Here is a 16,118-nt window from a genome sequence, read left to right as displayed (position 1 = left end):
CGCCCTCTTGTAAATCTTCTAACCTCCCTAAGGTACAGAGGGTTTCTTGGCGAACGGTTTTCTTATTAACTCGGAAAGAACGAGCTACCTGAATATATTGACGGAGTGAGCCGTCCTTGTTTTTCTGTTTGTTCACTTTAATATACATGGTAGTTATATTTTACCACGAAATAACTATATTTGAATACGACATAGTTATACACATAACACTACAAACTCACCAGATTATCCACAAAAAACGGCTCTCATCCCATGAAGGACAAGAACCGTTATCCACAATTGTAGGGTATTGCTGTCAAACTCGAGTTTGAATTCGAGGTTCTTAGGATTTTCCGCAATATCGAAAGGAGTTGGATCCTTCACATCGGCTTTTAATTTGATAAGTCCTGCTTGCTCATATAAGAAAAGGGCTCTTGCGCGCTGAGTGGGGTCATTTTGAATACCGACTGTAGCGCCATCCGGAATCTCATCAATAGACTTATATTTTGCAGAGTAAATTCCCATAGGGAATGTTACCGTTTTGTCAAGAACAACGACGTTGGCGCCATGGTCTGCATTGAAATTCTCCAAAAACGGAATCGTTTGGAAGCTGTTCGCATCGATCTCGCCTTCATGCAAGGTTCTGTTCGGAAGCACGTAGTCATTGAAGACCACAATCTCGATATCGAGCCCTTCTTTTTCCTTCGCTACTTCCTTCACTTTTTCAACGATTTGCTCATGCGGTCCAGCCGTTACTCCGACTTTGATATGGGTTTTTTCTTCGGCTTTTCCTGCACCTGCTTCTTGATCTCCGCTGCTTCCGCATCCAGCGAGGGCAATCACGCTTGCGGTGATGAGACTAAGGATTTTTGCATACTTTTTCATCTCTCTGTTCTCCTTTTTCTAGGTGTCATTCCCTTTCTGTCTATGTCGGGAAGTCTTATAAATTTAGTACGATAATACTTTAATAGACTAAAGTTGTCAACCTATTAATAATTTATTTATAAAATACATAGGTTTTATTTTTATCAAATTTTTCTGGGTTTTTAATTCTATAGCAGCCAAGTTTTGTCACGGACACCTTTTTTCTGTTATGCTATTCTTAAAAAGAAAGATGTTTTAAAGGATAGAAGGAGAGAATGACCTTGAATGAATCCAAATGGCTGGGTAGAATTTTAATGTCCGGCATCGCTTGTTTAAGCTTAACGTTCTTGCTATCTGCTCATTCCCAAAGTGCGATAGAGAGTCCTGAACCTCCAAAGGAGATTCCGAAGGTTTCGGCAGCGGTTCCGGCAACGGACGATTTCTTCAACCTGGACAGCCCTGTTTTATTTATAAATAAAGAGCATCACTTGCCCGCGGATTATACTCCCCCTGATCTGGTTGAGCCTGCGATTCCTTTTTCCTTTGAGGGGACAAGCCCCAAAAAGCTCATGCGAAAAGAAGCGGCAAAGGCCACCGAAGAGCTATTCGCCCATGCTCAAAAGGATGGGATCGCATTGGTAGGGGTGTCAGCTTATCGATCTTTTGACATACAGGAGACTATTTATCATAGCAATGTGAGAGCGTTAGGTCAGGAAGAGGCAGCGAAGTGGAGTGCACGCCCGGGAGAAAGCGAACATCAAACCGGATTAGCGATAGATATATCAACTGCGGAAATGGGCTTCTTATTGGAGGAAAGCTTTGCAGAAACCAAGGAGGGGAAATGGCTTGCCGAGCATGCCGCCCTGCATGGATTTATCATCCGATATCCCAAGGGAAAAGAAGAGTTGACAGGCTACTCGTATGAGCCTTGGCATATCCGTTATGTCGGCAAAAAAGCAGCGAAAGAAATCAGCGAAAAAGGAATTACCTTAGAGGAGTATGTGAAAGAGTTAACGGTCAAGAAGGGCACCCCAAAACAATAGGGGGGCCTTTTTCTTTATTTGGATGATATCAAGGTAGGGAATGGCGTGGGTGAAGTTTTCTTGATAGAATAGATATTATCAAGAATAATCTGAAACTATTCAAAGCGGAGGAAGATCCATGTTGATCGAAGAACGGCTTGAGGGTCAATCGTTATTTGTCCAGGCATTTGAATATGCCCCCATTGGAATGGCTCTTGTAGCTCCTGATGGTCGGCTTATAAAAGCCAATTCTTCTGCTCATTCTTTGTTGGGATATTCGGAAGAAGAGGTTTGCGGTGTTTTCTTTCAGCAATTGACCCATCCCGATGATTTGGAACGAGATACGCCATATATGATCCAGCTTTTGCAGGGAAGCCGGGATTCTTATCAGATGGAACAGCGGTTCTTTCACAAGTCGGGCTCCATTGTATGGGTGCTGCTTAGTGTTTCTCTGGTTAAAGATGAGGAAAAGAAGCCCTTATTTTTCATTTTCCATCTGAAGGATATTACGAAGCAAAAAATAGCGGAAAAAAGATTGCAGGAACTTCAGGAAAGATATCAATCCATCTTCGATTTCCACCCTGACCTGATCTACTCCATGGATTTGAACGGAAACTATACGGCTTTTAACGAGTCTTTTAAAACACGATTCGGGTTATCATCCGAGGAACTCCTGGAACAAAAACTTAATTTTCGCGATTTGACTTATGAAGAGGACCTGCTAGAAACAGAAGCATTCTTTCAGCAAGCGGCAAGCGGAAAAGTGCAGCGGTTCGAGAGCAGATTTAACCATATGGCTTTCATCGTTGAGGTCATTTACATTCCCATCTGCGTGCAAAATCAGGTCGTCGGCGTTTATGGGATGGCAAGGGACATTACCGAGCGAAGGCGAGTGCTCGAAGAGATCGTTGCCACGAGGGTCCAGTTAGAGTCCTTTATTGATAATCATGTGGATCCGATTCTAATTTTTGACTTGGAAAATCGGCTTGTCCGGGTGAATGAAGCCTTCGAAAGCACTTTTGGCTGGAAGGCATCAGAAATTGTAGGCCAAAAGCTTCTGCAGCTGCCGATTGTGCCGGAAGAGCGTAAGCACGAAGCGGAATTCAATTTTCAAATTACCCGAAATGGCCAGTCCATTAAGGGATATGAAACGATAAGGATCAGAAAAAATGGCATTCCCTTGCATGTCATGGTATCCGGTTTTCCGATCCTGGATCAGAAAGGGAATTTAAAAGGATGGTCCATTTGCTTGAGGGATATTACGGATCAAAAAAAGGCCGAAGAACTGTTGATAAACTCTGAAAAGTTGTCCATCGCCGGTGAGCTGGCAGCTGGTATCGCTCATGAAATTCGCAACCCGATTACCGCCATTAAAGGGTTTGTCCAGCTTATGAAATACGGGGAGAGCAATAATACCCATTACCTGGATATCATGAAATCCGAGATCGAACGGATTGAGTTGATTCTCAGCGAGCTGTTGCTTCTGGCTAAGCCTCAAATGATGAAATTCCAAAAAAGCGATCTCCGCGTTTTAGTGGAACAAGTCAAGACTTTATTGGAATCAGAGGCCATCCTGAAAGATGTGGAAATCGTTACTGCCTTCCCGCCAGGCGGGCTATTCATCGAATGCGATGAGAACCAGTTAAAGCAGGTGTTCATTAATTTTATTAAGAATGCCATCGAATCCATGTCAAAGGGCGGGACAGTGGAAGTGGAAATTAAGGCGCTGGGGAGTGAGAGGTTTCTTATTCGGATTGCCGACCAGGGCTGCGGGATTCCGGAAAACATTCTTTCCAAGCTGGGACAGCCTTTTTACACGACGAAGGAAAAGGGGACAGGCCTAGGGTTTATGGTCAGCAAAAAAATTATTGAAAATCACCAAGGGGATATTGAGGTAAAAAGCGAAGTAGGGAAAGGAACTACAATTGAAGTCATCCTTCCGATTCGGCATATGTATATTTAGGATATGAGGGTGCCCGAGGCTGGGGCACCCTTATTTCAATAGACAATATTAATCATGACAAAATTCTCTTCTATGGTAAGATTAGGATATGGAACAGGCCATTAAACTTTTATCGATGCTCGTAAACTTTATACATGATGTCATAGTTGACCTGACGGACGTTTTCGGTTTGCCCCTGACAGACAAGGACCTGCATTTCTGGTTGTTTGGCTTGCTAGGTTTCCTTATCTACATCGGGGTAGACCGGCTGTTTAAATGGATCGCAAAGCGGAACATCTCTTTGGTGTCTTTTTTGTATACCTTTACGGTAATGGCGGTCCTGGCTTTACTATTGGAAGTCATGCAAAAGGTAACCAAACGGGGAAATATGGAATTTCTAGACTTTATCTATGGAATCTGGGGATTTATTGCTTTCTGGCTCGTCTTCGTGAGCGCTTCCTATCTGTGGAAGAGGGTAAGGAAGAAGGTCAGGCGGGGTGGTTAACCGGAGAAAGTCCGCTTATATGACTTTTTTCGATCGATATTTGAAAATAAGCGGATAATCTCTCCTCCATGCCACTGATGAGGAAGGATCCATCGTTTTGTTTCGTGACTTTCACCAAGTATTTATTTATGAACAGAATATAGTCAGAAAAATTTACCATCGCCTTGATTATCTTCATATTTCTGATATATTGGAATCAACTTACAATTACGACGTGGGTGGATGATCATGAACAAATGGTTTGGAAAACGGATTATGAAGACAGCCATTGCAGTTTTTATTACGGCTTGGGTCTGTCAACAGCTAGGATGGCCGGTTATTTTTGCGGTAATCACGGCCATTGTTACCATTGAGCCGACTCTTTCTTCCTCGATCAAAAAAGGAATGATTCGCCTTCCTGCGGCGGCCATGGGTGCGGCCTTTGCTCTATTCTTCGATTACCTCTTCGGACAAATCCCTCTGACATACGCCTTATCTGCGGCATTAACCATCTATATGTGTCATCTTTTCCGCTGGCATGATGCGATGATTGTAGCCACGCTCACTGCCGCGGCCATGATCCCGATTACGGATGGGCACTTCTTCGAGGCTTTCTATACGCGGATCGGTACAACCTCCATCGGTATTATACTTTCTTCTATTGTTAATTTTGTGGTGTGGCCTCCTGACTTCTCGAACAACATCGAAACGTCATGCCGCCGATTATCCGCGCAGTCACAGAAGCTGTTTGAGGAGGTTTCGGGCGAGGAGGCGAAGGATGGTTCAAACCGTAAGCTGCTCAAGCAACGCTTGTCCGCCATGATGAAGGAATTGAATAAGACCTATGAGCTGATCCATCATCAAAAACAAGGCTACCGTTATCAAAAGCATAACGAAAGCCAAATCAATCAGCTGATCGTTTATGAAGAAACCTTAGAAAAGCTAGAGGAAGTATTGTTTCAAACGGGATATTTATTATCCGCATCAAAGGAAAGAAGGGACATAACCACAAGAAACGCCTAACCGCTGAGACAGAAGGTTAGGCGTTTTTTCTGGTGATCTGTTTCCTGCTTTTGCAACCCTCATGAATGAGACTGCGTCTAAGGAAATAATAGGATAAAAGGAGATGATGGCATGAAACGTTTAAAATCGAGTTTAATAACTGCAGCCCTGTTGGTGGGAATGACCGCCGCAGCCTCCACTTTTCTGGTGCCAGCTGGACAAGCTGTGGCCGCAGCCACTCATACGATCCAGGTGGCCGGAAAAGGCGAAATGATGATTCAGCCTGACGTTGCTTATTTGAATGTCGGTGTCAGGGCAGAGGGAGCTACGAGTCAGGCAGCCCAAGCCGAGGCTGCCAAGGTGATGGCAAAGATTCAATCGGCCCTGCAGGCAAACGGGATTGCCAAAGAAGATATTCAAACGATCCAATTTACCAGTTTTCCCCGCTATGAATGGGAAAAGGATCGTCGCGTTTTCAAAGGCTTTGAGGTGACGCACATCCTGCGCGTAACGTCCCGTGATCTAGCGAAGGTCGGAGAAGTGCTGGATGCCGTGACCGTTGCCGGAGCCAATCAGATTGATAACATTCAGTTCGCTACGGAAAAAGCAGCCGAATATGAGGGAGCGGTCCTTCAGAAAGCGATGGATCATGCGCTGAAAAAAGCTTCCGTGCTTGCCTCCGCTTCCGGAAAGAAAATCAAAGACGTGGTGTCGATTACGGAAATGGGCAGTCAACCGCCTTCCTTTTATCAACCTTTGATGATGGGGGCCGAGGCTAAGGCGGCTTCTCCCATCAGCACGGAACTATCGCAAGGATTGCTAAAGGTTCAAGCTGAGGTTCAGGTTGTGTATGAGATGGAGTAGAAAAAGCCGGGCCTTGTTCTTTTCGTGTTTTTTAGCGCTCGCTGTATTATTCCAGGCGGTTAATCCTGGTCTGGCGTTTGCAGAAAAAACGGGTGTGCAAGGTCTGTCTGTCCAATTGGAGCGGCTGGTCAATGGACTGGAGCAGAAGGAAAGCAGCAAAGGAATCCGTGCAGGAATAGCGGTCTATAACCTGACGTCGGAAAAATATCTTTATACCTACCAACATGAGATGCCCTTCGTGCCAGCTTCCAACATGAAGGTATGGGTATCCGCTGCAGCTTTGGATCAATTGGGGGGAAATTATCGCTTTAAGACAGAGATGTATGTGGACGGAAGGATCGATAAGAACGGTGTCTTAAAAGGGGACGTTGTACTGAAGGGGTACGGGGATCCTTCTTTGACCGTCGAAGACCTGCAGAAGCTGGTGGATCACCTTAGCGAAAAAGGAGTTAAATCCATACAAGGAAATCTTGTCATGGATGAAACCTACTTTGATACGAAGAGGCTGGGTTCCGGTTGGATGTGGGATGATGAGCCTTATGACTATAGTGCGCAAATCAGTGCCTTGGCATTGAACCGTAATGTGGTTGATCTTAAAATCGTACCTGATCAACCGGTCGGCCAACCTCCAACGGTCAGGATGAGTCCGAAAAATGACTATGTGACGATCCAAAATAATGTGGAAGTGATACAAGGGGCTGCTCAACAGTTTACAGTGGATCGACCGATTGCACAAAACACGTTGATTTTAAAAGGAACCATGGGAAACCAGGCGGCCGTTTACGGGGAGGCTCGAACGGTGGAAGATCCGGCTCTTTTTGCAGGCAATGTGTTAAGGCATCAACTGTTGGATAAGGGCATTGGACTTGATCCGCAAACGGAAGTTGTCAAAGGTAAAGCGAATCCGAAGGAAAGCGAAAGAGTGGGGACCCATTATTCGCGTCCCTTAGCTGAGCTGACCGTGGTATTGAACAAGGAAAGCGATAATTTATATGCGGAGATGTTTCTGAAAGCCCTAGGAGTGGAAAAAGGCGGCGGGGGAAGTACCCAAGCGGGATTGGAAGTCGTTGCTGCGGTGATGAAAAAGGCAGGAGCTGCGATGGACTTTCGGCAAGCGGATGGCTCCGGGCTTTCACGGTATAACTTGATCAGCGCCGAGCAAATGGTCAAGCTTCTAGCGTATGCCAGCAAACAAGATTATGCTAGGTTCCTCAAAGAATCGTTTCCGATTGCCGGTGTAGATGGCACCTTAGAGACCCGCTTAAAAGGGACAGCTGCGGAAGGAAAGGTTTATGCCAAAACGGGATCGATGAACGGAGTCAGCTGTTTGTCCGGATATATGACCGCTTCGAATGGGGATGAGCTCATTTTTTCCATTCTCTTGAATGGCATCCTCAAAAGTGAGGAAGGACGGGACTTTCAGGATGAAGTGTTGAAAGCTCTGGCTTCCGCTCCTGCAACCACAGCCTCGGCCCCGGTGGAAAGAAAGACGGAATCCTATGCACTGGATAAAGTCTTGAATCCACTTTTGCAGGATCCCCGTGTAAAAGGAGTCACTACAGGCATTATGGTGAAGTCTTTGGATCGGCAGCAAGTGCTATTTGCAAAAAATGCAGACAAGCTCCTGATCCCGGCCGGCAATGTCAGCCTTTTGACCAGCAGCATCGCCCTTCGCAAGCTCGGAAAAGATTTTCAATTTAAAACGGAACTTTACGCGACAGGTCCGATGAAATCGGGTGTATTGGAGGGAGATTTGGTCATCAAGGGGTATGGTGATCCTACTCTTCGCACTGAAGATGTCGACAAAATGGTTGGTGATGTAAAAGCTAAGGGAATTAAAAAAATCACGGGAAACATCCTGGTGGATGATACCTATTTTGATCGTCAGCCTTATCCGCTTGGTTGGGTTTGGGATCAAGAAGGTGATGCTTCCCATCCGCAAATTCGTACTCTAGGCCTCGATCGCGGAACGGTTCGATTAGCTTATCTGCCTGCAGCGAAAAAAGGAGAGGCGGTCCGAGTGAGTCTCCAACCCCGAACCCAGTATATACAGGTCCTTAATAAGGGGAAGACCGTATCCGCTTGGGAGGATAACACCTTGAAGATCGAGAAGGTTCGCGGTGAGAATGTGGTCCAGGTTTCCGGGAATCTTCCGATTTCGGCGAAAGGAGCGTCTGTTCAAGTTCCTGTCCATGAACCGGCTCTGTACACAGGGACCGTATTGGCAGAAAAGCTTTTATCCGCAGGCATTTCGTTGCCTCCTAAGTATCAAGTCCAGTTGGCTTCGGTCCCTCTGGATGCGATGAAAGTGGCTGAGTTTCGTTCACCTTCCGTAAAAGACATCGTATGGAAGCTCCATAATGAGCAGAACCCTTACTATGCGGAAATGATCACGAAGACGTTAGGGGCCGTGTACAAAGGGGAAGGGAGTACGGAGAAAGGTCTTGAAGTGATTTCGGATTCCTTGAAGGGATACGGATTAAATACCCATTATGTTTTGGTAGACGGCTCTGGTGTTACGCAGTACAACCTCCTTTCCCCGCGACAGGTTCTTGCGGTTTTGGACATGATGTCGGGGGATGAATTCTTCCGATCCACTCTACCTATGAACCGACTCCTTGGTACTCCTGCAGAAGGCAGGATTATCGCCCAATCCGGGTCGCTGCCAGGCGTTCGGTCGCTGTCGGGTTACGCGATGACCGAACAAGGGGAATGGCTGTCTTTTTCGATTATGATGAATGGCTATGCGAAGGATGACCAAGTGATGGATGACTTGCAGGATGCGATCCTGCTGGGGTTGGTGGGGGATCGGTAGGAGGCTGGCTTGGGGAGGAAATTTCTCCTGCAAGCCGGCTTTTTTCGGTGGAATTTTATTTTTAGAGGAAGTTGGGGAGATTAGACTGTTAGTAATTTAATTAAATTAGAAAATATGACCGTATTTTTAACAATAAGCATACATCATTCGCGGACCGTTATCCGTTACCCATAGAATTTCTCGAAAAAGTAATGTAATCTCTCGAAAAACGATTAAAATTTCTCGATCATTTCTCGAAACCAACCTTATGATATGATAAAGAAAAGTGAGGTGGACAGGTTGCAAGTTTTTTCAAAGGAAAGATTGTTAGAAGAATTGGAGCAGTGCCCACAGGTGGAGGGCATTGATCCAATCGAGGCCGCAGAAAGGCTAGCAGACATGGCGGCGATCGGAGCCACTCCGGAAGGTGGAATCACCCGCTACCCGTATGCGAAAGAAGAAAACCAAGTGAAAGAGTTATTCCGAAGCTGGATGGAACAGATGGGGCTTGACGTCTACGAAGACACGGTAGGCAATTTGTTTGGGCGCTTGGAAGGGGAAAACCCGGAGCTGCCGGTCGTAATGACGGGTTCTCATTTAGATACGGTTCCGAATGGCGGAGCGTTTGATGGGGCGTTAGGCTGTCTCAGCAGTCTGATGGCGATAGAATCCTTGATCAAGCAAGGAAAAAAGCCGAATCGAACCATAGAACTTGCAGTGTTTGTCGATGAAGAAGGGGCTCGGTTTGAAAAAGGTTTATTTGGCAGCCGGGTCATGATGGGGGAAGTCACCCCTAATGAATTAGGCCGACTTGTAGACGCAGATGGGGTTACCCTAGAGAAGGCGATGAGGGAGGCAGGATATGATCCGAATCGAATCGCTGAAAGCCGCCGCCGCCCGGAAGACATCTTTGCCTTTTTGGAGCTGCATATTGAGCAGGGGAGAATTCTAGAAAGCGAAGAAAAAAAGATTGGAATCGTGAACGGAATAGCCGGCCCTTCCTGGAAATCCTTTACGTTTCTCGGGAGCACGGACCATGCCGGAAACACCCCGATGCATCTGAGAAAGGATGCGGTTGCGGCAGCTTCTGAATTTATTTTGGGAATAGAAAAGCTTCCCCGTATGTTTAGCCCGACAGCCGTCGCAACCGTAGGAAAACTCAACGTCTTCCCCAACGGCACGAATATCATTTCGGGGAAAACGGAAGTTTTCGTGGATGCGAGAGACATTCAGGAGGAAACGAGAGAGCGGATGCTGGAGGCGATTATCGAGCTGGCTCAGGAAACCGCACAGAAACGCGGACTGCAAGTAGAAATCGATCACATTATTTCCATTCCTCCTGTCCTGGTCCCCGACTGGATCCAAAGCGCCGTTGCAGCGGCAGCTGAGCGAAATGGACTGCCTGCACGAACTTTGCCAAGCGGAGCCGGGCATGATGCCATGATCATAGGAAAACATGTCCCATCCGGCATGATTTTTGTTCCTTCTTTCCACGGGAAAAGCCATTCTCCGGAGGAGTGGACATCCTTGCCGGATTGCGTGAACGGGATGCTGGTGATGAGAGATGCATTGTGGGAGTTAGCGAAAAAATAAACCCTCCCCTTGACACAACCTATATATAGGTGTAAAGTTCAATTGAATTACATATCTTGTGTGAATAGGTTCCTTGAGGATAATCAAGGATGAAAAGGGAAGTTCGGTGAATAATCCGACACGGACCCGCCACTGTGATAAGGGAGTTCCTATCCTCAATGCCACTGATCCATAAGGATTGGGAAGGCGGATAAGAATGATGATCTTTAAGTCAGGAGACCTGCCTGTTTCACGTTTGACGCGACGAACCTACGGGAGCCTAGGGAGGTGTTGAAATGGACATTTTCATGGGGTTATTCTCGTGCAGTGAAGCATTTCTTCCCTTTATTGGGGAGAAGTGCTTTTTTTGCGTTTAAAATCAAAATCATCTTCAGGAGGAATTCATGATCACGATCATCAAACGAAACGGAACGGCAAATTCCTTGGATATTGAAAAGCTTAAAGTCGTAGCCCAGTTTGCGTGCGGAGAGCTGGAGCATGAAGGCTATACCCCAGAGCGTTTGGTCAAGGAAGTAGAAATTCAGCTGAAGGACCAGATGTCCACGCGGCAAATCCAAAAGACCCTGATCCAGACGGCGGTTGAGCTGACTTCGATCAGCGAACCGAAATGGCAGCAGGTAGCAGGAAAGCTTCTCGCTTATGATGCCTACAAGGAAGCCAGTCTGAATCGCGGCTACAGCACGTTCGGGTATGGCGATTTTTTTGAGCTGATCCAGAATATGACGGAACAAAGATTGGTTGGCTCGTACATCATCGAGGGTTATACCCGTGAGGAGATAGAGGAATTGGGGCGCTATATTCGCCCGGAAAGAGACTACCTGTTCAGTTATAGCGGGTTAAAGATGATTCTGGACCGCTATGTGATCAGGGGATATGACCGGGAAATCCTGGAGCTGCCGCAAGAAATGTTCATGGGCATTGCCATGCATTTGGCCTTATCCGAAAGAACGGAGGAGGATAAGATGGAGTGGGCAAAAACCTACTATGATCTGTCTTCCGCGCTGCGGTTCACCTTTGCCACTCCGACGATGAGCGGGGCAAGAAAGGTACACCATCAGTTATCCAGCTGCTTCATTGATACCGTGGACGATAGCCTCAAAGGGATTTACTCCAGCGTATCCCATTTTGCCGAGGTATCCAAAAACGGCGGGGGAATGGGGCTTTATTTCGGCAAGGTCAGGGCAAGGGGATCCGATATCCGGGGCCATAAGAATACCAGCGGCGGAATTATCCCTTGGATCCGCTTGGCGAATGATACCGCCACTTCCGTCGACCAATTGGGCCAGCGAAGCGGCAGCGTGTGCGTATGGACGGATATGTGGCATGCGGACCTCCTGGAGTTTCTGAAGCTGAAAACGAATAGCGGGGACGACCGGGCGAAAGCCCATGATGTTTTCCTGGGATTATGCGTTCCGGACCTGTTTTGGCGTGCAGCGGGAGAAAACATGGATCAGCTTTGGCATCTGTTTTGCCCTCATGAAGTCGAGCGGCATATGGGATTTCGATTGGAGGACACATGGGGCGAAGAGTGGGAGAAGAAGTACCAGGCTTGCATCCGCAATAAAAGCTTGCGGCGCACGGAAGTGAAAATCAAGGAGCTGGTCAAACTGATGCTGACGTCCCAGCTGGAAACCGGCACCCCGTTTATCATGAACCGGGATCATGTCAACCGGATGAATCCGAATGCTCACCTGGGGATGATCCGCTCTTCCAACTTATGCACCGAGATTTTGCAGAATATGAGTGCAGGAGAGTATCTGGAAACCCATGCTGAAACGGCAGACGGGGATGAGGTGATCGTAACCAAGGTTAAAGCGGGAGATTTTGTGACCTGCAATTTATCCTCCACCGTCATAAGCCGGAACTTGAAGGAAGAGGAACTGAAGGAAGTGGTCTTTGCGCAGATCAGAGCCATGGATGCCGTCATTGATCAGAACGAATATCCGTTGAAAGCGGCTGAAATCACGAATAAGAAATATCGGGCGGTCGGATTGGGATCCATGGGATATCACCATGCCCTGACGCTGCTTGGAATCGCATGGGAAAGCGATGAGCATATGAGATGGGCGGATGAGTATTTTGCCAAGTGGTCGTATTATGCCATCCAGGCGAGTATGGAATTAGCAAAGGAGCGCGGCGCCTACCCTGGTTTTGAAGGAAGCGATTGGCAAACGGGCGCTTACTTCGATAAGAGGGGATTATCCGGATGGCAAGATGGACTGGATTGGGATGAGCTAAAGAGGCATGTGCAAGCCTATGGGGTGCGGAACGCCTATCTGATGGCGATCGCGCCGACGGGTTCCACATCGGTCATTGCAGGAACGAGCGCCACCATCGATCCGATCATGGATAAGTATTGGCTGGAGGAAAAGAAGGGATTGACGATTCCGCAAACGGCGCCCGATTTATCCTCCGAAAATTTTTGGCTGTATAAAGAAGCTCACCGAATCGACCAGGGCTATTCGATTTCTGCGAATGCGATTCGCCAGAAGTACATCGACCAAGGCCAATCTTTCAACTTATACATTAACCCGGAAGAAACGAGTTTGCGCCAAGTCTTCAATCTGTACTATGAAGCGTGGAGGTCAGGCGTGAAAACCGTATACTACGTGCGTTCCAAATCATTGGAAATAGAAGAGTGCGTAAGCTGCTCAGCGTAAAGAAAGGATGGATGAAATATGGGAAGCATGACACTGAGGCCATTGTTCAATCCTCATGGAGATACCGATATGGCCAAGAAGAGAATCATAGGGGGGAATACCACCAACCTGCAAGAGTTTAACCGGCCTAAATATGAATGGGCCATGAGATGGTACCGCACATCGATGAATAATTTCTGGATACCGGAGGAGATTCCGATGAGTGCAGATGTCACCGACTATCGGAATTTGCCTGACGAGTACAGGGAAAGCCTAGGCAAGGTCCTCTCGTTCCTGATCTTTCTGGACAGCCTTCAGGCCGCCAATCTGCCGAACATCAATGATTACATTACTGCACCGGAGGTTAACCTTTGCCTCACCCTGCAGGCATCCGATGAAGCCATTCATAGCCAAAGCTATAGCTATATTCTGGACAGCATTTGCCATCCCCATGAGCAGCAGCGGATCCTCTACCAATGGAAGGATGATCCCCTGCTCCTGAAAAGAGTTTCTTTCATCGGGGGATTATACAATGAGTTCATCCAGCATCCAAGCGAATGGGGGCTGATCAAGACCTGTATGGCCAATTTTATTTTGGAAGGCCTGTATTTCTACAGCGGGTTTGCTTTTATCTACGCCTTGGGACGATTGGGAAAGATGAGCGGCACGGTCCAGGAAATCCGCTATATCAATCGGGATGAGCTTACCCATCTGGTCCTGTTCCGCAACATCATGAAAGAAATGAGAACCGAGAATCCTCAATACTTCACAGAAGAACACCTTGCTGAATTGCGCAGCATGGTCAAGCAAGCCGCAGAAATGGAAATCGAATGGGGACATTACGTCATTGGCGATAAGATAGAGGGGCTGAATAAGCATTTGGTTGAATCGTATATCAAGCATTTGGCGAATGAAAGATTAAGAATGCTAGATTTCGAGATTCTTTATCCGGAAATCACGCAGGATCCGCTGCCGTGGATCTCCAAATTATCCAACATCAATGGGATTAAGACCGACTTTTTTGAAGCCAAAGTCACGGCTTATACGAAGGCGGCCATTGTGAAGGATGATTTATAGGATCTATCTCAGCTTGCCTTCACCATGATAGAACAAAGCTTGCGGGTGCTGGAACCGCATCGCAAGAAAAAACGCAACGGTCTTTCTCGGGGTGAAGCTCGGGAATGACCGTTGTCTGTTCGTCCTTGAAAATTATACGAGGAAGTTTCCGCAAGATATATGACCCGATCTGGCTATTTTTATTGGGGATTGACAGGAAACAAAATCCTATTATACAATTCAAATCGTAATAATTACTATTAATAAAGAGTGAAAATAAGGTTTTCATCATTGTTAAGTTTCATTTATTTGTATTTATTACGATTTTCTAAAACTTGAAAGGTGGCTTATTCATGAATCTATTTCCGTTTCTTGCCTTACTTTTTTTGTTTCTGGCGGGCTGCAGCCAAGAGCAAGAGATAGCGGGCCCACAAACGAAAAGCGTCACGCTGATCCATCAGTTCAAAACCGGCAGCATGGATCCTCATAATGGCAGTACTCCGCTCCGGGCAGGTATAGTTGAGACTCTGGTGCGTTTGGATGAGAACTTAGAGGTGAAGCCATGGCTGGCGACAAAATGGGAGGCAAAGGATGAACGGACTTGGGTGTTTACGATCCGCGAAAACGTTGCGTTCCACGATGGAACCAAGCTAGATGCAGCTGCTGTGAAGGATTCTTTTGAGCGTGCCATGACTGTAAATGAGAAGATGATAGGTGCCTTGAAGATCGCTTCTATGGAAGCGGCCGGACAGGAATTGACCATGGTAACGAGTGAGCCCCATCCATCGCTTCCGTCCGAGCTAGTTAATCCGATGGCGGCTGTGGTGAGTGCAGAGGCAGAGAAGCAGGTGGGATCAGAAGCGTTTAACGCTGCTCCAGTGGGTACCGGCCCTTTTAAAGTGAAGAAGTTTACCCCGGATATCGAAGTGGTGGTGGAGCGTTTTGATGGGTACTGGGACGGTGCGGCAAAGCTGGAAGAGGTTACATACAAATTCAATGAAGATGGCAATGTAAGATCTTTGGCCTTACAGTCCAAGGAAGCCGATATCGTATACGGGCTTCCTGCCGAAACGATTGATGTCATCGAGCAGGACAACGAGCTTCGAGTGGAGTCCATCGCAGGGTTGCGCGTTCACTTTCTCTTGTACAACCAGCAGAAGCCCTGGATGCAGGATGTGAAGGTGAGAAGGGCAATAGATCTACTGATTAATCGCGAAAGTATCGCCAATGACATTATGCTCGGGAATGCTACGCCAGCCAACGGTCCATTTAACACGGCTTTGCCGTTTGGCAGTAAGGAACCCTTACGAGCATTGAATGTGGACGAAGCCAGGAAGCTTCTGGAGGAAGCCGGGTTTGCGCCAGGGGCTGACGGGAAGCTCGCGAAAGAGGGGAAAAGATTGACTTTGGAACTCCTTACCTATGGAGGAAGACCAGAACTGCCGCTTATGGCGCAATTGCTGCAGTCCGATGCCGCTAAGGCCGGCGTGGAGATCCGGATCAAAAACGTAGAAGATGTGGATACGTACATACGCGAGAATAAGGATTGGGACATGGTGACCTACAGTAACTTGACCGCGCCTCGCGGAGATGGAGGATTCTTTCTCAATTCGGCTTTCCTGCCGGGAGGATCCCTTAATGCAGTAAATATTGATATCCCAAAGCTAAATCAATTTGTGGAGCAATTAAATCAAACGGTGGAAACACAAGAGCGCGTCAAGCTGACTCAAGAAGCCGTTGGCCTGGTCAATGAGGAGGTTCCGCATTCCTATGCGGTTTATCCCAATATTATCGTAGGCATCAACGAAAGAATCATAGATTGGAAGCCTGGCGCGGAAGAGTACTATATCCTGACTAACAAAATGGATGTGAAATAAAT

General features: G+C 47.1%; 11 protein-coding genes and 1 riboswitch. Of the genes, 10 read left to right on the top strand and 1 reads right to left on the bottom strand.

Features of this window, described 5'->3' with window-relative positions:
* Positions 1-225: 225 nt before the first annotated feature.
* Positions 226-864, bottom strand: a complete 639-nt coding sequence (locus ABLT31_RS22140) for a MetQ/NlpA family ABC transporter substrate-binding protein (protein ID WP_367755769.1) — start codon at positions 862-864, stop codon at positions 226-228.
* A gap of 260 nt (positions 865-1,124) precedes the next feature.
* On the opposite strand from ABLT31_RS22140, the gene ABLT31_RS22135 reads away from it, so the two are divergent.
* From ABLT31_RS22135 to nikA, 10 genes are all read left to right on the top strand, one after another.
* Positions 1,125-1,886: a M15 family metallopeptidase gene (locus ABLT31_RS22135; protein ID WP_367755767.1), complete on the top strand. Its 762-nt coding sequence runs from the start codon at positions 1,125-1,127 to the stop codon at positions 1,884-1,886.
* 118 nt (positions 1,887-2,004) lie between these two features.
* Positions 2,005-3,828 carry a PAS domain S-box protein gene (locus ABLT31_RS22130; protein WP_367755765.1) on the top strand — a complete coding sequence of 608 codons (1,824 nt, stop codon included), beginning with the start codon at positions 2,005-2,007 and terminating at the stop codon, positions 3,826-3,828.
* Between the two features lie 115 nt (positions 3,829-3,943).
* Entirely contained in the window at positions 3,944-4,312 is a 369-nt protein-coding gene (locus ABLT31_RS22125) for a hypothetical protein (protein WP_367755763.1), read from the top strand.
* Between the two features lie 228 nt (positions 4,313-4,540).
* Complete coding sequence (locus tag ABLT31_RS22120; RefSeq protein WP_367755761.1) at positions 4,541-5,314, top strand: FUSC family protein; 774 nt, start codon at positions 4,541-4,543, stop codon at positions 5,312-5,314.
* A 111-nt stretch (positions 5,315-5,425) separates the two neighbouring features.
* Positions 5,426-6,157 (top strand): SIMPL domain-containing protein, encoded by a 732-nt coding sequence (locus tag ABLT31_RS22115; protein WP_367755759.1) that lies wholly within the window; start codon positions 5,426-5,428, stop codon positions 6,155-6,157.
* Positions 6,144-8,972: a D-alanyl-D-alanine carboxypeptidase/D-alanyl-D-alanine endopeptidase gene (dacB, locus tag ABLT31_RS22110; RefSeq protein ID WP_367755757.1), complete on the top strand. Its 2,829-nt coding sequence runs from the start codon at positions 6,144-6,146 to the stop codon at positions 8,970-8,972. Before ABLT31_RS22115 ends, dacB begins: the two co-directional genes overlap by 14 nt.
* A gap of 279 nt (positions 8,973-9,251) precedes the next feature.
* Positions 9,252-10,544, top strand: a complete 1,293-nt coding sequence (locus ABLT31_RS22105; RefSeq protein ID WP_367755755.1) for a Zn-dependent hydrolase — start codon at positions 9,252-9,254, stop codon at positions 10,542-10,544.
* 50 nt (positions 10,545-10,594) lie between these two features.
* Positions 10,595-10,786, top strand: a riboswitch (cobalamin riboswitch).
* A 141-nt stretch (positions 10,787-10,927) separates the two neighbouring features.
* Positions 10,928-13,204 carry a ribonucleoside-diphosphate reductase subunit alpha gene (locus ABLT31_RS22100; protein ID WP_367755753.1) on the top strand — a complete coding sequence of 759 codons (2,277 nt, stop codon included), beginning with the start codon at positions 10,928-10,930 and terminating at the stop codon, positions 13,202-13,204.
* Positions 13,205-13,222: 18 nt separating this feature from the next.
* Positions 13,223-14,260, top strand: a complete 1,038-nt coding sequence (locus ABLT31_RS22095) for a ribonucleotide-diphosphate reductase subunit beta (RefSeq protein WP_462976522.1) — start codon at positions 13,223-13,225, stop codon at positions 14,258-14,260.
* A gap of 332 nt (positions 14,261-14,592) precedes the next feature.
* Positions 14,593-16,116, top strand: a complete 1,524-nt coding sequence (nikA, locus tag ABLT31_RS22090) for a nickel ABC transporter substrate-binding protein (protein WP_367755751.1) — start codon at positions 14,593-14,595, stop codon at positions 16,114-16,116.
* The last annotated feature ends 2 nt before the right edge of the window (positions 16,117-16,118 follow it).

The sequence above is a fragment of the Ammoniphilus soli genome, assembly GCF_040813775.1.
This window is presented reverse-complemented; position numbering and strand designations above follow the sequence as displayed.